At 59.8% G+C, this 26016-nt stretch carries 20 protein-coding genes and 2 riboswitches; of the genes, 5 read left to right on the top strand and 15 right to left on the bottom strand.

Annotated elements, in window-relative coordinates:
• Positions 1-170: 170 nt before the first annotated feature.
• From ACTJKV_RS20085 to ACTJKV_RS20060, 6 genes are all read right to left on the bottom strand, one after another.
• On the bottom strand, positions 171-887 hold the full coding sequence (locus ACTJKV_RS20085) for a thiamine ABC transporter ATP-binding protein (RefSeq protein ID WP_113267458.1): 717 nt from the start codon (positions 885-887) through the stop codon (positions 171-173).
• Positions 884-2509 (bottom strand): thiamine/thiamine pyrophosphate ABC transporter permease ThiP, encoded by a 1626-nt coding sequence (thiP, locus tag ACTJKV_RS20080; RefSeq protein WP_274103443.1) that lies wholly within the window; start codon positions 2507-2509, stop codon positions 884-886. The genes ACTJKV_RS20085 and thiP overlap by 4 nt, the downstream gene beginning before the upstream one ends.
• An 18-nt stretch (positions 2510-2527) precedes the next feature.
• On the bottom strand, positions 2528-3541 hold the full coding sequence (gene thiB, locus ACTJKV_RS20075) for a thiamine ABC transporter substrate binding subunit (RefSeq protein ID WP_274103444.1): 1014 nt from the start codon (positions 3539-3541) through the stop codon (positions 2528-2530).
• A gap of 38 nt (positions 3542-3579) precedes the next feature.
• Positions 3580-3687: riboswitch (TPP riboswitch) on the bottom strand.
• A gap of 50 nt (positions 3688-3737) precedes the next feature.
• Complete coding sequence (locus tag ACTJKV_RS20070) at positions 3738-4130, bottom strand: VOC family protein (protein ID WP_062424950.1); 393 nt, start codon at positions 4128-4130, stop codon at positions 3738-3740.
• Between the two features lie 64 nt (positions 4131-4194).
• Positions 4195-6021 carry an ABC-F family ATP-binding cassette domain-containing protein gene (locus tag ACTJKV_RS20065; RefSeq protein WP_313057854.1) on the bottom strand — a complete coding sequence of 609 codons (1827 nt, stop codon included), beginning with the start codon at positions 6019-6021 and terminating at the stop codon, positions 4195-4197.
• A 4-nt stretch (positions 6022-6025) separates the two neighbouring features.
• The gene (locus ACTJKV_RS20060) at positions 6026-6676 is read right to left on the bottom strand and encodes a thiamine diphosphokinase (protein ID WP_274103446.1); all 651 of its coding nucleotides are present in this window, start codon (positions 6674-6676) and stop codon (positions 6026-6028) included.
• A gap of 90 nt (positions 6677-6766) precedes the next feature.
• A riboswitch (SAM riboswitch) is annotated at positions 6767-6843 on the top strand.
• 60 nt (positions 6844-6903) lie between these two features.
• Between ACTJKV_RS20060 and metA the strand changes: the two genes are divergently transcribed.
• Both metA and ACTJKV_RS20050 read left to right on the top strand, forming a co-directional pair.
• Entirely contained in the window at positions 6904-7830 is a 927-nt protein-coding gene (metA, locus tag ACTJKV_RS20055; RefSeq protein ID WP_062424953.1) for a homoserine O-acetyltransferase MetA, read from the top strand.
• Positions 7831-7926: 96 nt separating this feature from the next.
• Complete coding sequence (locus ACTJKV_RS20050) at positions 7927-8952, top strand: aldose epimerase family protein (protein ID WP_274103448.1); 1026 nt, start codon at positions 7927-7929, stop codon at positions 8950-8952.
• Positions 8953-8958: 6 nt separating this feature from the next.
• Here the strand turns inward: ACTJKV_RS20050 and mtgA are convergent, their stop codons facing one another.
• The gene (mtgA, locus tag ACTJKV_RS20045; RefSeq protein ID WP_236769768.1) at positions 8959-9606 is read right to left on the bottom strand and encodes a monofunctional biosynthetic peptidoglycan transglycosylase; all 648 of its coding nucleotides are present in this window, start codon (positions 9604-9606) and stop codon (positions 8959-8961) included.
• A gap of 252 nt (positions 9607-9858) precedes the next feature.
• Between mtgA and ACTJKV_RS20040 the strand changes: the two genes are divergently transcribed.
• Positions 9859-10758 carry a polyprenyl synthetase family protein gene (locus ACTJKV_RS20040; protein WP_438371327.1) on the top strand — a complete coding sequence of 300 codons (900 nt, stop codon included), beginning with the start codon at positions 9859-9861 and terminating at the stop codon, positions 10756-10758.
• 100 nt (positions 10759-10858) lie between these two features.
• On the opposite strand, the gene ACTJKV_RS20035 is transcribed toward ACTJKV_RS20040, so the two are convergent.
• The 6 genes from ACTJKV_RS20035 to ACTJKV_RS20010 form a co-directional block, all read right to left on the bottom strand.
• The gene (locus tag ACTJKV_RS20035; protein WP_062424792.1) at positions 10859-11521 is read right to left on the bottom strand and encodes an OmpA family protein; all 663 of its coding nucleotides are present in this window, start codon (positions 11519-11521) and stop codon (positions 10859-10861) included.
• Positions 11522-11589: 68 nt separating this feature from the next.
• Positions 11590-12840, bottom strand: coding sequence for a flavodoxin-dependent (E)-4-hydroxy-3-methylbut-2-enyl-diphosphate synthase (ispG, locus tag ACTJKV_RS20030; RefSeq protein ID WP_062424814.1), 1251 nt, complete (start codon positions 12838-12840; stop codon positions 11590-11592).
• Between the two features lie 284 nt (positions 12841-13124).
• Entirely contained in the window at positions 13125-14312 is a 1188-nt protein-coding gene (locus ACTJKV_RS20025) for an MFS transporter (RefSeq protein WP_062424791.1), read from the bottom strand.
• A complete protein-coding gene (locus tag ACTJKV_RS20020) occupies positions 14309-15133 on the bottom strand; it encodes a DeoR/GlpR family DNA-binding transcription regulator (RefSeq protein WP_062424790.1) in 825 nt (274 codons plus the stop codon). The genes ACTJKV_RS20025 and ACTJKV_RS20020 overlap by 4 nt, the downstream gene beginning before the upstream one ends.
• A 114-nt stretch (positions 15134-15247) precedes the next feature.
• Complete coding sequence (pyc, locus tag ACTJKV_RS20015; protein WP_274103453.1) at positions 15248-18709, bottom strand: pyruvate carboxylase; 3462 nt, start codon at positions 18707-18709, stop codon at positions 15248-15250.
• 122 nt (positions 18710-18831) lie between these two features.
• A complete protein-coding gene (locus tag ACTJKV_RS20010) occupies positions 18832-19602 on the bottom strand; it encodes a LuxR family transcriptional regulator (RefSeq protein WP_112954521.1) in 771 nt (256 codons plus the stop codon).
• Between the two features lie 309 nt (positions 19603-19911).
• On the opposite strand from ACTJKV_RS20010, the gene ACTJKV_RS20005 reads away from it, so the two are divergent.
• Positions 19912-21696 carry a glucan ABC transporter ATP-binding protein/ permease gene (locus ACTJKV_RS20005; protein WP_062424787.1) on the top strand — a complete coding sequence of 595 codons (1785 nt, stop codon included), beginning with the start codon at positions 19912-19914 and terminating at the stop codon, positions 21694-21696.
• 309 nt (positions 21697-22005) lie between these two features.
• Here the strand turns inward: ACTJKV_RS20005 and ACTJKV_RS20000 are convergent, their stop codons facing one another.
• On the bottom strand, positions 22006-22707 hold the full coding sequence (locus ACTJKV_RS20000) for a DUF1013 domain-containing protein (RefSeq protein WP_274103454.1): 702 nt from the start codon (positions 22705-22707) through the stop codon (positions 22006-22008).
• A gap of 230 nt (positions 22708-22937) precedes the next feature.
• Between ACTJKV_RS20000 and acs the strand changes: the two genes are divergently transcribed.
• Positions 22938-24896 carry an acetate--CoA ligase gene (gene acs, locus ACTJKV_RS19995; RefSeq protein ID WP_113180752.1) on the top strand — a complete coding sequence of 653 codons (1959 nt, stop codon included), beginning with the start codon at positions 22938-22940 and terminating at the stop codon, positions 24894-24896.
• 92 nt (positions 24897-24988) lie between these two features.
• Here acs and ACTJKV_RS19990 read toward each other — a convergent pair whose 3' ends face one another.
• Positions 24989-25996, bottom strand: coding sequence for a TRAP transporter substrate-binding protein (locus ACTJKV_RS19990; RefSeq protein WP_274103455.1), 1008 nt, complete (start codon positions 25994-25996; stop codon positions 24989-24991).
• Positions 25997-26016 lie beyond the last annotated feature (20 nt).

The raw sequence follows: 26016 nt of genomic DNA, 5'->3' as shown, positions 1-26016 counted from the left end.
CAAAACGATCCCAAAAACGATCTATGCTGCGGAAAGACCCTGACAAAAGACGTTCTCTATATATGTCTCAAATAGTTGAGCCTGATTGGCAAGTGCAAAAAATACGCACCTTCACTGTCTATTTGCAGGATTGACATTGCGCCGCGTCCAAATTGTGGCACGTCCCCGCACTACTTCTGGAGGAAGGCTCCGACCTCGGGAATGTCTGTGGCGGAAAAGAAGGCCTCCGTCGCGCCCTGAAACAGGATCTTGCCATCCGACAGAAAAACCACCGCGTCAGCAAGACGGCGAATATCGTCCGGGTGATGGGTGACGAGGAGAACCGTGTTGCCGTTCTCCGATTGCAGCTCTTTCAACAGCCCCGCCATTCCGGCGCGCAAGCCGGGATCCAGCGCTGCAAAGGGTTCGTCCAGCAGCATGACCGCGCGCTGACGAACCAGTGCACGCGCAAGTGCTGCACGCTGGCGTTCACCACCGGACATGCTGGAGGGCAGCCGCTTTTCGAAACCCGCAAGCCCCACCCGTTCAAGAGCTGACGCAATCCTTGCCTTGTCTTCCTGTGTAAGGCGAAGCGATGGGTTGATCCCGAGGCCGATATTGGTGGCGATGTCGAGATGGGCGAAGAGGTTGTTGTCCTGGAAGATCAGCGAGATCGGCCTTTCCGCCGGATCGCGTCCACCCATGTCTTCGGCCCCGATCAGCACGCGACCACCTGTCGGCTTTTCAAAACCTGCGACGAGGTTGAGAAGCGTCGACTTGCCCGAACCGGAAGGACCGACGACCGCGGTCACCTTCGCTTCCTCGAAGGACGTGTCGAAGCAGAAGTGCTGCTGTCCAAGCTGCAGCGAGACCTGTTCCAGCGTAACCTTTGCCTGATCACTCTTCATGTCGCTGCTTTCGCTCTCTCGGATTGGCGCGACACGCCACCTGCTGCGAGGATGAGGCAAATGACGCCTAGGATGAAGGCATAGCCCGCCGCATCATTGGTCCGGTAGCTGCCCATATTGCTGTAGACGAGCCACGGCAAGGTCACGAAGCGTTCCGAGCCGAAAAGGGCCACGGCTCCGAGATCGCCAAGCGACAGTGCCATGGCAAAGGAAAAGGCCATGGCGAAGGCGCGCCACAGGACCGGAAGATCGACAAGGCGAAAACGGGAAAAGCCTGTGAGACCTAGGCTTGAGACCAGTTTTTCGGTTCTTGCCTGATGGGTCGTGAAGGCGGGTTCGAGAACGCGCATGGCAAAGGGCAAGGCCATCAGCATGTTGATGAGCGCCACGAGGAATGGCGCGAAGAGGGACACATCGCCAAAGGGGCGCAACAGCAGAAACCAGCCACTGCCCAGCACGACGGGTGGCACCAGAAGCACCATCGAAGCGCCGCCACCAAAAGTCGCCGCGATAAGCCTTGCACCCCACGACGGTGCATTGTCGTCCGCAACCACCTGGCGCGCCCGGATGAGCGCCACGGAGACCAGAACCGAGAGCGTTGCCGAGAAAAGTGCGATCGACAGGCTGGTGATGGCTGCGCGCCGAAATATCTCGGCGCTCAAAAGACGCCACAGATCCGCAGTCAATCCGGAGGCCGCGACGGCGACGAGCGGCGACCCGACCAGCAGCATCGCAAGAACAATGACAAGCCCATCCCAAAGACGCGCCAACGGGCGAGCGGCATCGAAACGACGAACCGTCTGGCCGTGCGTCTGACCCTCCGCTTCCGCACCCGGCAGAAACGAGAGCAAGATGAGAAGCAGGCCGGTCATCGCAATCTGCATGAGCGAGAGTGCTATGGCGCGTGGCGGATCGAAATCGAAGCGGAGCGCCTGATAGATCGCCACCTCAACGGTCGTCGCAGCCGGACCGCCGCCGAGCAGCAGGACAAGCGTGAAGCTCGTGGCGCAGAGCATGAAGATCAGGCCCGCTACACCCGGTACGAGCCGCCGTACCACCGGCCATTCGATGAAGCAGAACGTGGAGAGAGAATTCATGCCGAGCACGGCACTCATGCGCCAATATTCGCCGGGCATTCTTTCCAGCCCCGCCAGGAAGAAGCGCACGGCAAGCGGCAGGTTGAAGAAGACATGGGCAATGAGAATGCCGGAAAGGCCGTAGATGCTGAAAGGCTGCTCTGCGCCCGCAGAGAGAAGTGCTGCGTTGAGCAGCCCCTGCCTGCCCCAGATGGCAATCAGCCCAAGCGCGCCGACGATCACGGGCAGACCCATCGGCACCGCCATCAGCCGGATGATCCAGATACGGCCGGGAAAATCCCTCTGGCGTGCCAGCGCCAGTGCGACCGGTGGACCGAGCGCCACCGAAAGAACGGTGGAGAGCGTCGCCTGCCAGAGCGTGAAGCGGAGAATGCGCAGTGTATAAGTATCGAAGAGGGCGTTCGACGCCGCCTGTGTATCGAAGGAAAGAAGCGCTACGACCGCAAGGCCGATGAAGAGCAACACGGCGGAAAAAGCCGCCATGCCACTGATCAGGAACCGTCTTCTGTCGCTGCGCGCAATCACGGGCGGGGTCGCGTGAGATTACTTCACGCTCATCGCGGTCAGCCACTCATCGATCCAGGCCTTGCGGTTCTTCGCCACCTCTTCCGGCGACATCAGGAAGGTCTTGGTCGGCTGGACCAGCTTGTTGAAGGCATCCGGCAGCGGCTGCGACGTGGCGGTGACCGGCATCATCCAGTTGTTTTCCGGAATGGCATCCTGGAAGCCTGGCGTCAGGATGAAGGAAAGGAACGTCTTGCCAAGCTCCTTCTCCGGCGCGTTCTTCAACAAACCGGCGACTTCGATCTGAATGTAATGGCCTTCCTCGAAGCTTGCAGCCTGATAGCGCTCGCTGTGCTCGGCCACCATGTGATAGGCGGGCGATGTGGTATAGGAAAGCACCATCGGCACTTCGCCCTTGGTAAAGAGTCCGTAGGACTCCGACCAGCCCGGCGTCACCGTCAGCACGCGATCCTTGAGCTTCGCCCAGGCTTCCGGCGCCTTGTCGCCATAGACCGACTTGACCCAGAGCAGCAAGCCGAGACCCGGCGTCGATGTCCGCGGATCCTGAATGGCGATCTTCTGCGACGGGTCGCCCTCGACCAGTTCCTTCAGGCTTTTTGGCGGGTTCTTCAGCGTCTGGGTGTCGTAGACGACGGCAAAGTGGCCGTAATCATAGGGAACGAAGACATCGTCCTTGAAGCCGCCCGGCACCTTTGCTGCGGAGGCGTCGATGCCCGATGCTTCGAAGAGCCCGGTGTCCTTGGCTTCGGCAATGAGGTTGGTATCGAGACCGACCACGACATCCGCGTTGGAGCTTGTACCTTCCAGCTTCAGGCGATTGAGCAGCGCCACACCATCGGCGACGCCGACGAAACTGACGGTGCAATCGCAGGTCTTCTCGAACGCCGCCTTCACCTTGGGACCGGGACCCCATTCGGAGACGAAGCTTTCATAGGTGTAGACGGTGAGAACCTTTTTATCCTGCGCAGCGCCAAGGCTTGGCAGGAGGAAGGATACGGCGACGAGGCCGGACAGCAGAAAACGACGATACATCAGACACCTTCTCGAATGGGTTACGGGAATAGGCGTCTGGATGGAAGCCGTCTAATCCCTCCGCCGGTGTTAACCGGATCAGGTTCTTCGGGTTGGCGAACGCCTCTCAGCCTTGTCTTTTCGACAAAGCACCCCGTTAGAGCGAGAAAAGATGTAATGACACAATCGGTTATTGGCAAGACGTGACGCCGCGCGCCTATGCCTGCTCCGTCATGTAAACCAGTTCCCAGACATGGCCATCGGGATCCTGAAAGCTTGCGGCATACATGAAGCCGTGATCCTGCACCGGTTTCCACTCGCGCCCACCGGAAGACAGCGCTGTTTTCAGCATGCTGTCGATCTCCTCGCGACTGGACGCCGAAAGGCAGGTCAGCACCTCCGTGCCGCGATTGGCATCGGCGATCTCGCCATTGATGAAATCGCGGAAGCGTTCTTCCTGAAGCAGCATGACGAAGATGTTCTTTTCGACGATCATGCACAGCGTTCGCTCATCGGAATATTCCGGATTGAAGCTGAAGCCGAGCGCGGTGAAGAAGGCTTTCGATGTCTCGATATTCTTCACCGGCAGATTGACGAAGATCATGCGCATGGTGGGGCTCCTCCGTTTTGGATAGAGAACCGCATATTTGATGAGCTGTCAAAGATGGTGTGGGCTAGCCTTCCATCTCTTCGCGCAGCATCTCAAGCTCAAGCCATTCCTCCTCCATGGCGTCCAGCTTTTCGCGAAGCTTCGCCATCTCGTCCGCCAGCTTGTTGAAAGCAGCCGGGTCCTTGGCAAAGAGCTGCGGATCGGCCATGCGCTCTTCGCGCTTGGCGATCTCGCCCTGCAGCTTTTCCATTTCCTTCGGCAGGTTTTCCAGCGCGAACTTCTGCTTGAAGGAGAGCTTGCCCTTGGCCTTGGAAGGCTCGGCACTGGTCGCTGTACTTGCAGAGGCCTTCGCCTTTTCCTGCTTTTCCGAACGCTTCTTGTCTTCGGCCGCGCCCTTGCGCTGCGCCATCATGTCCGAATAGCCGCCGGCATATTCGATCCAGCGGCCGTCCGGCGCATCCGGGTTGGCAGGCGCGATCGTTGAGGTCACCGTGCGGTCGAGGAAGTCACGGTCGTGGCTGACGAGAATGACGGTGCCGGAAAAGCCAGCGACGATTTCCTGAAGCAGATCGAGGGTCTCGATATCGAGATCGTTCGTCGGCTCATCAAGGATCAGTAGGTTTGTCGGTCTTGCCAGGATCCGCGCCAGAATGAGACGCGCGCGCTCACCACCAGACAGATTGCGGATTGGCGTGCGGGCCTGTTCCGGCTGGAACAGAAAGTCCTTCATATAGCCGGTCACATGCTTCTGCTCGCCATTGACCAGCAGGCTCTCGCCGCGACCATCGGTCAGGTAATGCGCCAGCGTATCGTTGGGATTGAGGTCCTCACGCTTCTGGTCGAGTGTGGCGATTTCCAGATTGGTGCCGAGTTTCACCGTGCCGCTGTCAGGCGCCAACTCACCGGTCAGCATCTTGAGAAGCGTGGTCTTGCCCGCGCCATTCGGCCCGACGAGACCGATGCAATCGCCGCGATGCACGCGCAGCGAAAAGGGCGCGATGATGGTGCGATCGCCATAGGACTTGGTGATGGCCTCGGCCTCGATCACCAGCTTGCCGGATTCGCGCGCTTCCACGGCCGTTGCCTGCACGGAGCCCTGCGGACCCTTGTGGCCGCGATAGGCCGCACGCATGTCACGCAGTTCTCCCACGCGGCGCATGTTGCGCTTGCGGCGTGCCGTCACGCCGTAGCGCATCCAGTGCTCTTCGCGCTCGATCGCCTTGCCGAGCTTGTGCTGCTCCAGCTCTTCCTCTTCCAGCACCTTGTCGCGCCATTCCTCGAAGTAGCCAAAGCCACGGCTGAGACGACGCGACTGGCCGCGATCAAGCCAGACGGTGGCGGTCGACACCTTCTCGAGGAAGCGGCGGTCGTGCGAGATGAGGACGAGCGCGCTTCGCGTCTGCTGCAATTCGCTTTCCAGCCATTCGATGGTCGGAAGATCCAGATGGTTGGTCGGCTCGTCCAGCATCAGGATGTCGGGCTCCGGCGCCATGACACGGGCAAGTGCGGCACGACGCGCTTCGCCACCGGAAAGGCTCGACGGATTTTCCTGGCCGGTCAGACCCAAATGTTCCAGCAGATAGCTGACCCGATAGGGATCGTCGCCCGGTCCAAGGCCGGATTCGGCATAGGCCTGTACGGTGTCGTAGGCGCCGAAATCCGGCGCCTGCTCCAGATAGCGGATCGTCGCGGACGGATGACGAAAGACCTCGCCCGACTGCGCTTCGACGAGACCGGCGGCGATCTTCATCAGCGTCGACTTGCCCGACCCGTTTCGACCGACGAGGCAGATACGATCGCCCGGCTCCACCTGCAGGTTGGCGCCATCCAGAAGTGGCGTCACGCCAAAGGTCAGCTTGATATCGTCGAGTTTCAGAATGGGGGGTGCCAAGGCATCAGGCTCCGGTCAGATCGTAGGGACGGGCAAGCACGATCGCCTTGCCGCTTTTGAGGCGAAGGCGAATTTCGCCCTCAGCCACGTTGGACATAGTGCGCGACGAGCCGAAGGCAAGCGCAAAATCGTTGAGGGGATAACGGGCGTTCTCGATATCGAGACCCGAAAGGGCTGTAAAACCGGCAACCGAAAACAGCGAGCCCCGAGGCAGATCGAGCGCCAAATCGCCGGCAAGCAGCGGAAAAGCTTCTTCCTCACCAGACGTCAGCACCACCTCGAAGCCGCGTTCCGCCAGAGCCACAGCATAGAGCAGATGAAACTGCGCATGGTCGGATCGTTCGCCCGCCAGCGCGCCGACCAGCGTGAGACGCTTCGCGCCCCGCGCCAAAGCCTCGGAAACGGCAATCTCGCCATCCGTCTCGCCCTTGGCAGCTGGAAATGGCTGTTGCGGCACATCCGGCCATTCGTCGACAAGCGCCGCATCGGCGGAATCGAAATCGCCCACCCACAGCTCAGGGGTGAGAGCGAGCGGCCTGGCATGTTTCATACCGCTATCGGCGGCAATCACGCGCGATCCGGCAACCGCCTTTTGCAGGCGATCCGTTACCGCGATATCGCCGCCCAGCAGAATGGTGAAGTGATCCGATCTCATGCCCTGCCTTATCGCGAAACCTTGTCCCAAGGAAAGGCGGAAACGCTGCAGAGGGCGGCGATATTGATTTTTCGGCCGGACGGGATTATGACAGCCCCCAGTGGTGATTTGCCGACCGGCTTGCAGCCACTTTAAAGAAGTCGCTAAAGGGTCGAGGAAACAGGCAATTTCCGAGGACCGGTTGCGATTTCGCTGCCGGTTTTTTGTTTTGGACGTGAGAGTTCGCGATGCCCATCAAGATTCCCGATACGCTGCCCGCCTTCGAAACCCTCGTGAATGAGGGCGTGCGGGTGATGACCGAGACCATGGCGATCCGTCAGGATATCCGCCCGCTCCAGATCGGGCTCCTGAACCTCATGCCGAACAAGATCAAGACCGAAATCCAGATGGCCCGCCTTGTCGGCGCCTCGCCACTGCAGGTGGAACTGTCGCTGGTGCGCATCGGCGGACACCGCGCCAAGAACACGCCGGAAGAACACCTGCTCTCCTTCTACGAGACGTGGGAAGAGGTGCGTCACCGCAAGTTCGACGGCTTCATCATCACCGGTGCTCCAGTCGAGACGCTTGCTTATGAGGACGTGACCTACTGGGAAGAGATGAAGAAGATCTTCGACTGGACGGAGACCAATGTGCATTCGACGCTGAATGTCTGCTGGGGTGCGATGGCGGCGATCTACCATTTTCATGGCGTGCCGAAGCACGAATTGAAGGAGAAGGCCTTCGGCGTTTATCGTCACCGCAACCTCTGCCCGGCCTCCATCTACCTCAACGGCTTCTCCGACGACTTCCAGGTGCCGGTGTCCCGCTGGACGGAGGTGCGCCGCGCCGATATCGAGAAGCATCCCGACCTCGAAATCCTGATGGAGTCCGAGGAGATGGGCGTGTGCCTGGTGCATGAGAAGCGCGGCAAGCGTCTCTATATGTTCAACCACGTGGAATATGACTCCACCTCGCTGGGAGACGAATATTTCCGCGACGTGAATTCCGGCGTGCCGATCAAGCTGCCGCATGACTACTTCCCGCATAACGACCCGGCGCTAACCCCGCTCAACCGTTGGCGCAGCCACGCCCATCTGTTCTTCGGCAACTGGATCAACGAGATCTACCAGACCACACCTTACGAACTGGCCGAGATCGGCACGACGACCCGTTGATCAGGAGCCTCCAAGAATTTGACATGCCGGCGTTGCGCCAGACGCCAAAATGACGCAACGTCCGGCGCAAATCGCAAGCGACAGGGAGAATTCGGGATGAGCGAAGCAGGCGCACGGGAGAATTTCGGCATTACGGCCACTGGCGAAAAGGTCGAGCGGGTGACGATTTCCGCCGACGGCCTGACCGCCAAGGTGATGACCTGGGGTGCGGTCATCCAGGATCTGCGCCTTGACGGTCATCAGCCGCCGCTGGTGCTCGGCTTCGACGCCTTTGACGACTACCCAAAATACTCCTCCTACTTTGGTGCGACGCCTGGCCGAAATGCCAACCGCATCGGTGGCGGCACATTCTCGATCGACGGCAAGGACTATCAGCTGGAGCTCAACGAAAAGGGCGTCAGCCATCTTCATGGCGGCAGCGACGGCACGGGCAAGCGCAACTGGCTGATCATGGAGCACGGGCCAAGCCATGTCATTCTGCAGATCATCGATCCGAATGGTCGCGCCGGCTATCCCGGCAACTGCACGATGACGGCAACCTACACCATCCGCGAAGGCGGCGTTCTTTCGGTTCTCTATGAAACGACGACCGATCTGCCGACCATCGCCAACGTCTGCCAGCATTCCTATTTCAATCTCGACGGCGCCGAAACCGCGCTCGACCACGAGATCGAAATAGCCGCCGATCACTATCTGCCGACCGATGAGCGCCAGATCCCGACCGGCGAAATTCGCCCTGTCTCTGGAACGGTGTTCGATCTGCGCCAGCCGACGCCGATGAGCCTGAAGGACGACAAGGGCGAACAGGTGCTTTACGACCACAATTTCTGCCTGTCCGCAGAGCGTGTCGCCAAGCGCAAGGTGGCGCATGTTCGCGCTCCGGCCTCCGGCATTTCGCTGGAAGTCCACACCACGGAACCCGGCGTGCAGTTCTATTCCGGCTTCAAGCTGAACACCGCCGTTCCGGGCCACGATGGCCGCCACTACGGCCCCTTTGCCGGCTTCTGCCTGGAAACCCAGATCTGGCCGGACGCCGTCAATCACGAGGGCTTCCCCAAGGCGATCCTTCGCCCCGGCGAAACGCTGCGGCAGGAAACGGATTACATCTTCACGAAGGGCTGAAGCAGGTCAGTCCAGCACGCAGCCCACATAAGCGCCGGAGCCTCTGGCCCGGCGCTCGATCAACCCCGCAAGACGCTGCATGCCGCGACCGGGCTTGCTGGCATTGCGATCGATCGGGTTTGGCAAGGACACGGCCAGAAGTGCAGCCTGGCGAGAGGTGAGCTTGGAGGCTGGCACCTTGAAATGGTATTGCGCTGCAGCCTCGATGCCGTAAATGCCCGGGCCCCATTCTGCGATATTGAGATAGATCTCCATCATCCGCTTTTTCGACCAGACGAAGTCGGAAACGAGCGCAAGCGGAAGCTCCATACCCTTGCGGATCAGGGATCGCCCGTTCCACAGAAATAGGTTCTTGGCCGTCTGCATCGGAATGGTGCTGGCGCCACGTGTCGCCTCGCCTTCCAGCGCGTCGTTGACGACATCCTGCATCTGGTTCCAGTCCACGCCATGGTGAAAACAGAACTGGCCGTCTTCCGACATCATTACCGACTGGATGAGGCGGGGAGAAATATCTTCAAGCGGCACCCATTGCCGATCGTAGCCCTGGAAGGTCACCAGATCGGCAAGCATCAGCGTCGAGACGGGACGAATGAAGGGAAGCGCATAGAGAGGGATCAGCAGATAGGGCAGGATCAACAGCGCCAGCACGAACATGCCGACGCGTTTGGCGAGGTTCTTGATATCCAACTTCGGCCTGCTCTCCTCGTCGGGAAGCGCCTCGTACTCCCTTTCGCTTTCCGGCGTACTGCTCACATCCCGTCCCCGCTGGTTCAGATCAAGCCTTTCATATTCCGCTCGCACCATCAAGGCTACTCACGATGGTGAAGTTCCGCACCCCTTCAACAAAACATTTGCCAGCCCTTTTCCCCCATGCGAAACAGCCGCGAGATGGAAGGAAGCAGCGCAATGACATTCGAAAACAGGCTGCGCGATAACGCGGCGAGCACGGAAAAACTGCTGGCAGAGCTTCTGACAGGCGCAGTCGGTGACGACGAAATCGCACGGCCCGCAAACCTGCTGGACGCCATGCGCCACGGCGTGCTGAACGGCGGCAAGCGCCTGCGGCCCTTCCTCGTCATTGAGACGGCACAGCTGCTCGGCGGCAATGAGGCTGCGGCCCAGCGTGTGGGCGCCGCACTGGAATGCCTCCACTGCTATTCGCTGGTGCATGATGATCTTCCCGCCATGGATGACGACGACCTGCGTCGCGGCCAGCCGACAGTGCACAAAAAGTTCGACGAGGCGACCGCGATCCTTGCGGGCGATAGCCTGCTCACCCTTGCCTTCGACATCATCGCAAGCCCGGAAACGCCGCTGACAGGCGATCAAAAGACAGCCCTCGTGCTCGCACTGGCACGCGCCGCAGGCATTGGCGGCATGGCAGGCGGTCAGGCGCTCGATCTGGCGGCAGAAAAACAGGCACCGGACGAACAGGGCATCGTGACTTTGCAGGCGATGAAGACCGGTGCGCTGCTGCGCTTTGCCTGTGAGGCCGGTGCGATCATTGCCGGAAACGATGCCTCTCACCGCCAGACGCTGCGCCGCTTCGGCGAAAAGATCGGCCTCGCCTTCCAGCTTGCTGACGATCTCCTCGATCTCACCTCCGACGCCGCCACGATGGGCAAGGCCACCGGTAAGGACGCCGCGCGCGGCAAAGGCACGCTGGTGGCACTGCGTGGCGAAGACTGGGCACGCGAAAAACTTCAGGAGCAGGTACACGATGCCGCAAACCTGCTCGCGCCCTATGGCGACAAGGCGGAGATCCTGGTGGAAGCGGCACGCTTTATAGCTGAGCGAAAGAGCTGAGAGCGTAAGCGTCTCTCACACTTGCCCACTATCTCCACAGCCACAACAAAAAGGGCCGCCAAAGCAGCCCTTTTCTAAATCCGACAGGCGTGATTGCGTCTTAGCCGTTCTGCGTCAGCGGCGAGATCAACACTTCCACGCGGCGGTTCTGGGCGCGGCCATCCGGCGTGGCGTTGGATGCCACCGGCTGCGACGGGCCGAAGCCCATGGTGGACATGCGGCGCTGATCGACACCCTGGCTTGCGAGATAATTGGCAACCGAGGCGGCGCGGCGCTGCGACAGGAGCTGGTTGTGGTTCAGGCTGCCGGTGGAGTCGGTGAAGCCGTTGACGTCGATATAGGTCTTGTTGAACTTGTTCAGAACGATCGCGACCGAATTCAGCGTCGGGTAGAATGGCGGGATCACCTGATCCTGGTCCGTTGCGAAGGTGATGTTGGACGGCATGTTGAGCACGATGCTGTCGCCGCGGCGTGTGACGGAGACGCCGGTACCCTGCAACTGCTGGCGAAGCTCGGCTTCCTGATTGTCCATATAGCCGCCGATTGCGCCGCCGGCGAGCGCGCCGATACCGGCACCGATCAGCGCGTTGCGGCCCTTGTTGCCGCCGCCGATCGCCAGACCGCCAACCGCACCGGCCAGCGCGCCAAGCCCCGCGCCGCCCGCCATGTTGGAGACCTTCTGCTCACCCGTGTAGGGGTCGGTCGTGGTGCAGGCGGAAAGGTAAGTTGCGGCAAGCGCAAGAACAGCAAACTTCTTGATCATTGGAAATCATTGCTCCGTGAGTTTCGGGAGGTAAGACACAGCGATTCGGGCATTTTCACGGTCGAGACTCACTCCGCCGCGTCCTTTTGGCCAAAACGTTTTTCGATATAGTCGATGACCAGCGCCTCGAAGTCCGAGGCGATGTTCGGACCGCGCAAGGTCAACGCCTTTTCACCATCGATAAAGACGGGTGCGGAAGGGCTCTCGCCGGTTCCCGGCAGCGAAATGCCGATATCGGCATGCTTGCTTTCGCCCGGACCATTGACGATGCAGCCCATGACGGCAACGTTCAGCGCTTCGACGCCTGGATATTTCTCACGCCAGACCGGCATGTTCTTGCGAATATCGTTCTGGATGTTCTGCGCCAGTTCCTGGAAGACGGTCGACGTCGTGCGCCCGCATCCCGGACAGGCCGCGACCACGGGAATGAACTGACGAAAGCCCATGACCTGCAACAGTTCCTGCGCCACCTGCACTTCGCGGGTGCGATCGCCATTCGGCTCCGGTGTGAGCGACACGCGGATCGTATCGCCAATGCCCTGCTGCAGCACATAACCCATGGCAGCCGACGAGGCGACGATGCCCTTGGAACCCATGCCGGCTTCGGTGAGGCCGAGATGCAGCGCGTGGTCGGAGCGCTCCGACAGCATGGAATAGACCGCAATCAGATCCTGAACCTGGCTGACCTTGGCGGAGAGAATGATCCGGTTGCGCGGCAGGCCGATCTCTTCGGCAAGCTCGGCGGAAATCAGCGCCGACTGGACGATGGCTTCGCGCGTGACCTGCCGGGCGGACAGCGGAAAGCCGGCATCCTTGTTCTTGTCCATAAGGCTCGTCAGCAGTTCCTGATCGAGCGAACCCCAGTTGACGCCGATGCGCACCGGCTTGTCATAGCGGATCGCCATCTCGATGATGTCGCCGAACTGCTTGTCCTTCTTGTCCTTGAAGCCGACATTGCCGGGATTGATGCGGTATTTCGCCAGAGCCTCGGCACAGGCCGGATGATCGGCGAGCAGCTTGTGGCCGATATAGTGAAAGTCACCGACGAGCGGCACGTCCATGCCAAGCCGCAACAGGCGGTCGCGGATTTTCGGAACGGCGGCAGCGCTCTCATCCCGGTCCACGGTGATGCGGACGATCTCCGAGCCCGCGCGATGAAGGGCTGCAACCTGCTGGACCGTCGCATCGATATCGGCCGTGTCCGTATTGGTCATGGATTGCACCACGACCGGCGCACCGCCACCGACGATCACGCCACCGACATCGACGGCAACGGAGGCGCGGCGGGGCTTCGGATCGTAATCGGCGTGTGCGTTCATCATGGTCTCTGCAACTGCGGTGAGGGTCTTCATTCAGGTGGATCAAGGCGGGCGCCTTGTCAACATCGAAGCAGTCAACTGTTAAAGCGTGTCGCTTCGCTCTCACACTGTACGGTCTTCTTGTTCGCATGGCGTTATCGCAAAACCGCTTCACACTTTTGCGCGCCGTGCTTTATTTTACCGCAATCATGGCAAAATTCGAGCCCGTCTTACGCCCGACCCAAAACGAGAGCGCTTCCTTAGAGATTGGAAGCGCTCCAGACGCACGGAACGATTGGCGTGGCTCAGTGACCGCTAGCCCCGTCGGCATGACGAGCGAGCCTGGAGAGCAGCAGCACGACCACGTGCAGAAGCGGAATGAACAGGAACACGGTCGCAAGCCCGGTATGTTCGGCAATGAAGCCAATGGCCGAGGGCGCGACCAGAATGCCGGAATAGCCCATGGTGGTGACGACAGACAGACCGATGCCAGGCGCCAGCCCCGGCATGTTGCCGGCAGCGGAAAAAGCGATCGGCACCATGTTGGAGATGCCGATACCGGCAATGGCAAAGCCGATAATGGCAATGAAAGCGTCTCCGGCAGCACCCGCAATCAGAAGACCGATGATGGATAGGGCCGAGCAGACTTGCAACGTGCGCACGGCACCGAGTCGCTCGCGCACCAGGTCGCCCGCAAAGCGCATGACCGCCATGGTCAGCGAGAAGGCGGCGAAAGCAAAGCCCGACACGGCAACCGATGCGCCAAGCTCGTTGCGCAGATAGAGCGCACCCCAATCGAGGACCGCACCCTCCGGCACCATGGAAAACAGCGCCATGAGGCCGATGATCCAGGGCAGCGGTGTAAGCGGCAAGCCACCCTTCGGCCGTTCTTCTTCAGGGTGCGGACGATCCATCATGACGCGCGGCCAGGCAATTGCAAGAAGGGCTGCAGCGATGATGGTGAGCGCAACGGCATGACCATAAATGCCGATCTTGGTGATGAGCAGACCGCCAAGACCCGCACCGATCAGGCCGCCAAGGCTCCAGAAGGCGTGGCATGACGACATGATGGCGCGCCGCATACCGCGTTCCACCGCAACGGCATTGGCATTCATTGCCACATCCATGGCGCCCGTCAGACCGCCGAAGAGAAAGACGGTGATGACGCCCGCCCAGACGGTATTGGAGAGCGTGATGAGAAGTAGTGTCGGCACAAAGATGGCGGCGCAGAAGAGCGTCACCGAGCGCGACCCGATACGGGCGATCTGCGAACCGGCAACCGGCATGCAGGACAGCGAGCCGAGACCGAAGACGAGAATGACGAGCCCGAGCTCAGCTTCGCTCAGCGAAAGGCGCTTGGCAAATTCGGGAATCATCGGCGCCCAGGAGCCCATCATGAAGCCGTTCATCAGGAACAGCAAAGAGACGCCAAAGCGGTTTTTCGTCATATAGGGGGTGCGGGCGGTGGAGACGGACATGGGGGAGCCGGTCATGCGGGCTGGTCCTTCGGTGAATGCGGATGGGATGACGCACGGGCGTCACGCCCGGCAAGATGAATGTCGAGATTTTGTCTCCTGAGATCGCGAACGAAAGCCTCATCCGCATCGCTCTCCAGGACAAGGGTGAGATCGGGGGTGAGCGCCGCCACATGGAAGGCTGCGCCCATACCAAGCTTCTCGGTGGTGAGCGCCGCCAAGGTTCTGGCACTCGCCTTGCAGGCCAGCCGCTTGAAGGTCGCGTCCTGATAGATGTCGGCGGAGAGCCCGCCATCAGCCGTCATGCCGCAGACACCGAGGATGCAGAGGTCGGGCCGCATATCCTCCAGCTGAGAGATCGCCATTGTATCGATGGCGGCACCGACGGCGGGATCAATCCGCCCGCCGACCACGATCAGTTCCAGATCGGCGCGGCCGGACAGTTCTGCCGCAATCACTGGCGTATTGGTGATGACGGTCAGCCCCGCGCCCTTCGGCAAGTGACGGGCAACGGCAAGATTGGTGGAGCCGGCGTCGAGAAAGATCGTCATTTTCGGTGCGATGCACGCCGCCGCCGCTTGGCCGAGCGCATCCTTGCGGTCCTGCATATCCGTGACACGGTGGCTGAGCGGCACCGTCTTGCCACCGTATATCAGCGCCCCGCCATAGACGCGCTCGCAAAGTCCACGCCCTGCCATATCGCGAAGATCGCGCCGGATCGTGTCTTCCGAAACATCGAAAGCCTGGGCGAGATCCTGCGCAAGAACGCGGCCCTTGCTCTGCAGCTCGGCGAAGATGAGCGTCTGACGCTCGCTGACGAAGTGGTCGATTTTGGACATTCGGCACCAACATGTGGAATCGTGCACAAACACGCATACATGCAGGAAGGCTTATCCACAAGCGGAAATGCCCGCACGGTGGCGGGCATTGTCGTCACTCTTGATGTCGCTTCGTTACTCGGCGTAGACGACCAGCAGATCCTTGGCGTCGATCTGGTCACTTGGCCGTACCAGGACTTCGGCGATTTTGCCGTCTCGCTCGGCATGCAGGGCCGTTTCCATCTTCATCGCTTCGATGGAAACCAGAACGTCGCCCGCCTTCACCTCCTGGCCGGCATTGGCAAAGACGCGGGAGATAACGCCCGGCATCGGCGCGCCGACATGGGCGGCATTCCCCGGCTCTGCCTTGCGGCGCGCAGCCGAGCCACTGGCACCATGGGCACGGTTCGGCACCTTGATGCGGCGCGGCTGGCCGTTGATCTCGAAGAAGATGGTAACCATGCCCTTGTCGTCGACGCCCGAAGACGCCTGGTTGACGATGACGAGGGTCTTGCCGCGTTCGATATCGGCAAACAGCTCCTCGCCGTCTTCCATGCCGTAGAAGTAAGCATGGGTCGGCAGCACCGAGACAGGACCGTAGGTTTCCGAAGCAAGCGCGAAATCGGTAAAGACCTTCGGATACATCAGATAGGAGGCAAACTCGAAATCATCGACCGGACGCTCCAGCTTGGTTTCGATCGCCTTGCGCTCCGCATCGAGGTCGGCATCTTCCAGAAGCGAGCCGGGACGAACCGTATACGGCTTCTCGCCCTTCAAGGCCTTCTTCTGCAGCGCTTCAGGCCAGCCGCCCGGCGATTGGCCGAGATCGCCCTTGAGCATGGAGACGACCGAGTCCGGGAAGGAAACTTCCCTTTCCGGGTTTTCGACATCGGCCACCGTCAGATCCTGGCTGACCATCATCAGTGCCATGTCGCCGACCACCTTGGAGGATGGCGTGACCTTGACGATATCGCCGAACATCTTGTTGGCATCGGCATAGGCCTGCGCCACCTCATGCCAACGGCTTTCCAGGCCGAGCGACCGCGCCTGTTCCTTGAGGTTGGTGAACTGGCCGCCTGGCATTTCGTGCAGATAGACTTCGGATGCCGGTCCCTTGAGATCGCTTTCGAAGGCCACATACTGGTTGCGCACCGCTTCCCAATAGAAGGAGATGCGGCGGATCCACTCCGCATCGAGACCCGTGTCGCGTTCCGAACCGGACAATGCCTCGACGATGGAACCGAGGCAGGGCTGCGAGGTGGTGCCGGAGAAGGCATCCATCGCCGCATCCACGGCATCCACGCCCGCGTCGACTGCGGCGAGCACGGTGGCGGCAGCAATGCCCGACGTATCATGCGTATGGAAATGGATCGGAAGGCCGGTTGCTTCGCGCAGGGCCTTGAACAGAACCTTCGCGGCGGCAGGCTTCAGAAGACCCGCCATATCCTTGACGGCGATGATATGCGCGCCGGCCTTTTCAAGCTCAGCGGCAAGATTGGTGTAATATTTGAGATCGTATTTCGGCCGCGCCGAATTCAGCAGGTCGCCCGTGTAGCAGATGGTAGCCTCGCAGAGCTTGTTCTCTTCGGCAATCGCATCCATCGAGACGCGCATGTTTTCGACCCAGTTCAGGCAATCGAAGACGCGGAAGAGATCGACCCCACCCTTTGCCGCCTGACGGACGAAATATTTGACGACGTTGTCGGGATAGTTCTTGTAGCCGACGCCATTGGCGCCGCGCAGAAGCATCTGCAGAAGCAGGTTTGGCGCGCCTTCGCGGATCAGCGCCAGACGCTCCCATGGGTCTTCGGTCAGGAAGCGCATGGAGACGTCGAAGGTCGCACCGCCCCAGCACTCCAGCGACAGAAGCTGCGGAAGTGCTTTGGCATAGACGCTCGCCACGCGGGCAATGTCATGGGTGCGAACGCGCGTTGCCAGAAGCGACTGGTGACCATCGCGCATGGTGGTGTCGGTGACGAGGACGCGCTTTTCGTTGCGCATCCAGTCGGCAAAGCCTTTCGGCCCCAAACTGTCCAGCAACTGCTTCGTACCGTCCGGCGTCGGCGCTTCGATGTAGGGCACGACAGGCTTGACGGCCTTGTCGGACGGCGTGGCGCGACCCTTGGTTTCCGGGTGACCGTTGACGGTGACGTCGGCCAGATAGGTCAGAAGCTTGGTGGCGCGGTCCTGACGCTTCACCTGGGCGAAAAGCTCAGGCGTCGAGTCGATGAAGCGAGTCGTGTAGGTGTTGGTGCGGAAGCTCTCGTGACCGATGATTGCTTCCAGGAAGGTGAGATTGGTCGCCACGCCGCGGATACGGAATTCGCGCAGCGCGCGGTCCATACGGCTGATCGCCTCATCCGGTTTTGGCGCCCATGCGGTGACCTTGACGAGCAGCGGATCGTAATAGCGGGTGATGACGGCGCCGCTATAGGACGTGCCGCCATCCAGGCGAATGCCGAAGCCTGAGGCCGAACGATAGGCCGTGATGCGACCGTAATCGGGAATGAAATTGTGCTCGGGATCTTCCGTGGTGATGCGGCACTGAAGCGCGTGGCCGTTGAGACGGATATCCTTCTGCTCAGGCACGCCGGATTCGGGCGTGCCTATGGCAGCACCCTCGAGAATGTGGATCTGCGCCTTGACGATATCGATGCCGGTGACGACTTCGGTCACCGTGTGCTCCACCTGGATGCGCGGATTGACCTCGATGAAGTAGAACTTGCCGGTATCGGCATCCATCAGATACTCGACCGTGCCGGCGCCGATGTAATTCGTCGCCGCTGCGATCTTCAGCGAGTAATTGGCAAGCTCCTGGCGCTGCGATTCCGACAGATAGGGCGCTGGCGCGCGCTCGACCACCTTCTGGTTACGCCGCTGGATGGAGCAGTCACGCTCGAAGAGATGGACGACATTGCCATGCGTATCGCCAAGGATCTGGCTTTCCACGTGGCGGGCGCGTTCCACCAGCTTTTCCAGATAGACTTCGTCCTTGCCGAAGGCCGCCTTGGCTTCGCGCTTGGCTTCTGTGACTTCGCGCGCCAGATCTTCCTTTTTGCGAATGGCGCGCATGCCGCGACCGCCGCCGCCCCAGGAGGCTTTCAGCATCACCGGGTAGCCGATCTCCTCGGCCATACGTTCCACCTGCGCAAGATCATCCGGCAGAGGCTCGGTCGCCGGAACAACCGGCACGCCAACCGAAATCGCCAGATTGCGGGCGGCCACCTTGTTGCCGAGCTGACGCATGGTTGCCGGGCGCGGGCCGATGAAGGTGATGCCGGCGGCATCGCAGGCGTCGACGAATTCGGGGCTTTCCGAAAGAAGGCCGTAGCCTGGATGGATGGCGTCAGCGCCCGAGAGCTTGGCGACGCGGATCACTTCCTCGATCGACAGATAGCTCTCGATCGGACCCATATCCTTGGCAAGATGCGGGCCACGTCCGACCTGATAGCTTTCATCCGCCTTGAAGCGGTGCAGGGACAACTTGTCCTCTTCGGCCCAGATGGCGACCGTTTTTATACCGAGCTCGTTGGCGGCGCGAAATACGCGGATTGCGATCTCCGAACGATTGGCAACGAGAATTTTCGATATCTTCAAAACGGCCTCCCAAGAACCTTATGAGCACTCCAACATGCTGCACCGCGGAATTAAGCAGCAAAACCGCATGTTGGAAAGGACGATTTTCATCATCCCGGTTCTGGTCCGCGCGTCTGAATGCGTCAACCAATCAAGCCGCAGCGAAACGCAAGCGCCACGACGTGCTGGCGGTTTCGCGCACCGAGCTTGCGCTGGATACCGCTGAGGTACCAATCCACCGTATGACTGGTGATCGAAAGCGCCTTGCCGATCTCCGGCGACGTGTTGCCGAGCGCCAGTAGCGTCAGTACATCGCGCTCCCGGCGCGTCAGCTGCGCCACCGAAAGATCCGGAGAGGACAGCAGATCTTCCGAGTGTCCGGTCAAATCCGCAACACGCCAGAACGTGACACGCATGACCGCATCGAAGATCGCCAATTCACGTTCCGTCAGATGGCAGCCAAGGCCGCTGATGACAACGCCACCCAGCATGCCGTTGCGTCCGTGAATTGGAAAAGCATAGCCTTCCCGCAATCCATGCCGAGCCGCATCCTGAAAAAGTTTCGCCGCACGTTTGCGATGCGTCGCCTGCGGAAGAAGGCACACTGCATCCCGCCACCTCACCGGCTTTTGCAACAGACAGAGCGATCGCTCGATGGGATCGACCTCCCTATACTTCTTCGCGTCGTAAATCGCGGGCCACCCCTCGGGCTGCTGCTGCGCCAGCACCACATCCTTGACCGCGGCCCGCCGGACGGCGCGTCGGAAAATACGATAATAGTCAAACCCATACTGGCTTATAACCTGCTGGAAAGAAGAGAGAAATTCATCCAGACCCATTGGCTCTGCATGGGTATCCAGGAACGTAAATAGGGTCTGCATCTCAAAATAGATCCTGGCAATAAAAAAGACCACGAACCTTGCAGGGGGTATGTCTTTCGCACCCCTTAGCAGCCAGGTTCGAACGCGGCAAATTTGTAATCAAGCAACGTGTCATGCACTAAAACTTTTCCGCGAAATAGACCGATTTGACAATCCAAAATATTCAGATCGTGCAGAACGCGATTTTTTTCGAGTCTCGCTTCAAAAGCCCCGGCGTTAAGCGCCCATTCATGTAGAAAGAGCGATAAAACAACTGCTTGCATAGCCCGCAATCGCCCTTGTCGTTGAAGGTAAGGGTTTCGCCCCAAAGGGCAGGACTGACATGAAGACGGGATTTGGAAATTGACACTGTTTCAAGTTTACACGCGCGCCCTGCGCTACCTTGCAACCAACAAATGGCGGGTCACGATCGTCGTTGTTGCAAACGTTATTCTTGCGGCAATCACCATCGCTGAGCCTGTTTTGTTCGGCAAGATCATCGATGCGCTGTCGACAGGGTCCGTTCCAACCAACATCCTCATTCTTTGGGGTGCGTTCGGCCTCTTCAATACAGTGGCTTACGTTGCCGTGGCGCGTGAGGCGGACCGGCTTGCCCATGGGCGCCGCGCCTCGCTTCTGACCGAAGCCTTCGGCCGTATCATTTCCATGCCGCTGTCGTGGCATCATCAGCGCGGCACCTCCAACGCGCTGCATACGCTGTTGCGCGCCAGCGAGACGCTATTCGGCCTCTGGCTCGAATTCATGCGCACGCATCTGGCAACCTTCGTTGCCGTAGCGCTCTTGATCCCGACTGCCTTCTCGATGGACGTTCGCCTGAGCTTCGTGCTGGTGGGCCTTGGTATTTTCTACTGGTTTATCGGCAAGTGGGTGATGAACCGCACGAAGGAAGGCCAGGCCTCCGTCGAGGAGCACTATCACACCGTTTTTGCCCATGTGAGCGACTCGATCAGCAACGTCTCGGTGCTGCACAGCTACAACCGCATCGAAGCGGAAACCAAGGCTCTGAAGTCCTTCACCGAGCGCCTGCTGAGCGCCCAGTACCCGGTTCTCGACTGGTGGGCTTTCGCCAGCGCGCTGAACCGCACGGCCTCGACGCTGTCGATGATGATCATCCTCGTCATCGGTACGATCCTGGTGAAGAATGGCGAGCTTCGCGTTGGTGACGTCATTGCCTTTATCGGCTTCGCCAACCTGCTGATCGGCCGCCTCGACCAGATGCGTGCCTTCGTCAGCCAGATTTTCGAGGCCCGCGCCAAGCTCGAGGACTTCTTCAAGCTGGAAGATTCCGTCCAGGAGCGTGAAGAACCGAATTCGGCTCGCGAACTCGGTCACGTCGAAGGCACGGTCGAATTCCGCAACGTCAATTTCGGCTTTGCCAACACCAAGCAGGGCGTGCACGACGTCTCCTTCGTCGCCAATGCCGGCGAGACGGTCGCCATCGTCGGTCCGACGGGTGCAGGCAAGACCACGCTCATCAACCTGTTGCAGCGTGTTTATGACCCAAGCTCCGGCCAGATCCTTGTGGACGGCATCGACATCTCGACGGTGACGCGCCAGTCGCTCAGAAGCTCGATTGCAACCGTGTTCCAGGATGCCGGCCTTCTGAACCGCTCGATCCGTGACAACATCCGTCTGGGTCGCGATTCGGCGACCGACGATGAAATCGTCCAGGCCGCAACTGCGGCGGCCGCGACCGACTTCATCGACAGCAGGCTAAATGGCTACATGACGCAGGTGGGTGAGCGCGGCAACCGTCTCTCCGGTGGTGAGCGTCAGCGTATCGCCATTGCCCGTGCGGTTTTGAAGAATGCGCCAATCCTGGTTCTGGATGAAGCGACGAGTGCGCTCGACGTGGAAACCGAAGCGCGCGTCAAGGACGCCGTCGATGCGCTGCGCAAGGATCGCACCACCTTCATCATCGCGCACCGTCTGTCGACTGTCCGCGACGCCGATCTGGTGCTGTTCATGGACAATGGCCGGATCATCGAGAAGGGTACCTTCGATGAACTCAGCCTGCGCGGTGGCCGCTTCACCTCGCTGCTCAGAGCAAGTGGCCTTGTCAATGACGACGAAAAGACCGGTGTGCCATCTATCAACATGCCGCAGCGACAGATGAACCACGCATAAGACAAAAAAGACGTGATGATTTCAGATTGACCTCCGCAGCCCTGCGCTGCGGAGGTTTTTCTTTGTGCGGTTTGCTGAAACGGCAGAAAGCAAAAAGCCCCGGCGCAAACCGGGGCTTCAATAGGTGCATTCTGGATGCGGGCAGTATCAGGACCGACCAAACGCCTTACAGTTTGTTCTAGAATTGCTGTTGGTCTGACGAAAATGGTGATTTCGAGAACCGGAGCGCAGCGTACTTAAAGTACGTGAGCACCGGAAGCACAGAAATTGCCATTTGCAGGCGGCCAACGGCGATTATTGGATAGACTGTTAGTAGTTGTCGTCCTCGTCTTCATCCTTGCGGGTAGACTTGAGCGAGGAGAGCTTGGCGAAAACGGCGTTGGCGTCGATTTCTTTTTCTTCTTCGCGATCATAGTTGAAGCCGAGCTTTTCAGTGGTGCTTGCAGGCTGCAAGGTCGCATCCAGTTCTTCCTGGGTGGGAAGCGGGCGACCGCGCGATGCACGTTCGACTTCGAGGTCGAGATCGATCTGGCTACAGAGGCCAAGCGTGACCGGGTCCATCGGTGTCAGGTTTGCGGCGTTCCAGTGGGTGCGATCACGGATCTGCTCGATGGTCGACTTCGTGGTGCCGACGAGACGCGAAATCTGCGCGTCCTTCAGCTCCGGGTGGTTGCGCACCAGCCAGAGAATGGCATTCGGACGGTCCTGACGCTTGGACACCGGCGTGTAACGCGGGCCACGGCGCTTGGATTCTGGAACACGAACCTTCGGCTCGGAAAGCTTCAGCTTGTGGTTCGGGTTGCCTTCGGCGCGTTGGATTTCGTCGCGGGAAAGCTGACCTGTTGCGATCGGATCGAGACCTTTGATGCCCTGCGCTGCTTCACCATCGGCGATTGCCTTGACCTCAAGCGGATGAAGCTTGCAGAACGTGGCAATCTGATCGAACGACAGCGCCGTGTTGTCAACGAGCCAGACGGCCGTCGCTTTCGGCATGAGCAGTGTTTGAGCCATAGATACAATCCTTCTGAGCGTCCGCGCCGGTGTCGCGGGCGTGGAATGAAACCACTGATTTCCGGGAATATGACCGCTCTATAACCGGATTGCATCAGAATTGCAATTGTTCGAGAAACAAATGACCTTTGTCTAATTGCCGGATGTCACCAACCTGTTATGAATTGGACACATGACTGGAGGACAGGAGTCTCCAGACTTAAAAAGACAATCTGCATGAGGAGGAGTTCATGTCTGCGAAGATCTACCCGGTTCTCAAATCGGCCAAAACCGGCACTCTGATCGACAATGACCGCTATCTGAAATGGTATCAGGACAGCGTGGAAGACCCGGAGAAATTCTGGGGCAAGCACGGCAAGCGGATCGACTGGTTCAAGCCATATACCAAGGTCAAGAACACCTCCTTCAAGGGCAAGGTGCCGATCAAATGGTTCGAGGACGGCCTCACCAACGTCTCCTACAACTGTATCGACCGCCATCTGAAGACGCATGGCGAACGCACCGCGATCATCTGGGAAGGTGACAATCCCTATATCGACAAGAAGATCACCTACAACCAGCTCTATGACGCCGTCTGCCGCCTCGCCAATGTGCTGAAAAAGCACGGCGTCAAGAAGGGCGACCGCGTCACCATCTATATGCCCATGATCCCGGAAGCGGCCTATGCGATGCTTGCCTGCGCCCGCATCGGTGCCATCCATTCCGTCGTCTTTGGCGGTTTCTCTCCCGAAGCGCTGGCCGGCCGCATCGTCGACTGCCAGTCCACCTTCGTCATCACCTGCGATGAAGGCGTTCGTGGCGGCAAGCCCATTCCGCTGAAGGAAAACACCGACAAGGCGATCCATATCGCCGCGCGCCAGCACGTCATCGTCAACAAGGTCCTGGTCGTGCGCCGCACGGGCGGCAAGACCAACTGGGCGCCCGGTCGCGACCTCTGGTACCACCAGGAAACCGCAAACGTAAAACCCCATTGCGAGCCGGTGAAGATGAAAGCGGAGGACCCGCTCTTCATTCTCTATACATCGGGCTCCACCGGCAAGCCGAAGGGTGTGCTGCACACGACTGGCGGCTATCTCGTCTATGTGTCGATGACGCACGAATATGTCTTCGACTACAAGGATGGCGACATCTACTGGTGTACGGCCGATGTCGGCTGGGTGACCGGCCACTCCTATATCGTCTACGGACCGCTTGCCAACTGTGCCACGACGTTGATGTTCGAAGGTGTACCAAACTTCCCCGACCAGGGACGCTTCTGGGAAGTTATCGACAAGCACAAGGTCAATATCTTCTACACCGCACCCACCGCGCTTCGGTCGTTGATGGGCGCTGGCGACGAGTTCGTCAAACGCTCGCAGCGCTCTAGCATCCGCCTCCTCGGCACGGTCGGCGAGCCGATCAACCCGGAAGCCTGGGAGTGGTATTATCATGTCGTCGGCGAGGACAAGAGCCCGATCGTCGATACATGGTGGCAGACGGAAACCGGCGGCATCCTGATTTCGCCGCTGCCGGGTGCCACCGATCTGAAGCCCGGTTCGGCCACCCGCCCCTTCTTCGGCGTCAAGCCGGAACTGGTCGATGCTGAGGGCAAGGTGCTGGAAGGTCCGGCCGACGGCAATCTTTGCATCACCGACAGCTGGCCGGGCCAGGCGCGTACCGTCTATGGAGACCATCAGCGCTTCATCGAGACCTACTTCTCCACCTATAAGGGGAAGTACTTCACCGGTGATGGCTGCCGCCGTGACGAGGATGGCTATTACTGGATCACCGGCCGCGTCGATGACGTGCTGAACGTCTCTGGCCACCGTCTTGGAACCGCAGAGGTGGAATCGGCGCTCGTCTCGCATAGCGCGGTTTCGGAGGCAGCCGTGGTCGGCTATCCGCACCATATCAAGGGACAGGGCATCTATTGCTATGTGACGTTGATGGCGGGCAAGACCGGCGACGAAGCGCTGCGCGCCGAACTCGTCAAGCATGTGCGCGATGAGATCGGCCCGGTGGCAACGCCGGACAAGATCCAGTTCGCACCCGGCCTGCCGAAAACCCGCTCCGGCAAGATCATGCGCCGCATCCTGCGCAAGATCGCCGAAGACGATTTCGGCGCGCTCGGCGACACCTCGACGCTCGCCGATCCCGCCGTCGTCGACGACCTGATCGAACACCGCCAGAACAAGCCTGCAGCGGCTTGAGGCCTTTACGGGCGCCTGACATGTCCTGAGAAACAAAAACGCCCGGCGACGATCTGTCACCGGGCGTTTCGGTATTTAAACCTTAGCGCAAATTACTGAGCGCGAACTTCCTTGAGCTTGGCCTGAATGCCGTCAACGATATCTGCACCAATTTCAGCTTTGTGCTTTTCGTAGACGACCGCGGACTTTTCGCGGATACGCGCCTGCTCTTCCGCAGACAGAACGTTCACCTTGAGACCGGCTTCCTTGATCTTGTCGAGCGACTTCTGGTTCAGCGCACGAATGACCTTGCGCTCTTCGTCGCGGCCGACAATCGCGCATTCACGAAGGGCGGTCTGCTCTTCGGGCGTGTAGCTGTCGAAGATCGGCTTGGAGAAGAGGAATAGGAACGGCGTGTAAGCGTGGTTCGTCTCGGTGACGAATTTCTGCACTTCGTAGAACTTCGAGGTGTCGATCGTCACATAGGGGTTTTCCTGTGCGTCGATCGCATTGGTCTCAAGTGCGGAGAACACTTCGCCAAACGCCATCGGCGTGGCATTGGCGCCAAGGTTCTGGAAGGTGTCGAGGAAGATGTTGTTCTGCATCACGCGCACCTTCAAGCCGGAGAAGTCTTCCCACTTGTCGACCGCGCGCTTGGAGTTGGAGAGATTGCGGAAGCCGTTTTCCCAATAGGCCAGATTGACGAGGCCCTGCTCTTCCAGCTTCTTATTCATCATGTCGCCGAACTCGCCGTCCAGAACGGCATCGACTTCCTTCGTGTTGGAGAAAAGGAAAGGCAGGTCGAACACGCCAAGCGCCGGAATCAGGCCGACGAGTGGTGAGGACGATGTGACGACCGCTTCCTGAACGCCAGAACGCAGAGCCTGGGTGGCCTGCAAGTCACCACCGAGAGCGCCGCCCCAGAATGCGGTCATCTTCAGCTTGCCGCCGGTCTTCTCGTCGAGGCAGGCCTGCATGGCCTTGATGCCGTTGCCGACCGGGTGATCCTGGTTGATGCCGTTCGACACGCGGATCATCCGGCTGTTGTATTCGGCAAAAGCGGGTGCGGCGGCACCGGCGGTGAAGGCGATGGCTGTCGTGAGTAGAAGTAGCTTTCTCATGTTTTCCTCCCTTGGAAACA

It is taken from the genome of Agrobacterium sp. 22117, from assembly GCF_052045735.1.
Taxonomy (GTDB): domain Bacteria; phylum Pseudomonadota; class Alphaproteobacteria; order Rhizobiales; family Rhizobiaceae; genus Agrobacterium; species Agrobacterium cavarae.
The sequence above is the reverse complement of the archived record's forward strand: the minus strand, read 5'-3'. Positions and strand labels throughout refer to the sequence as shown.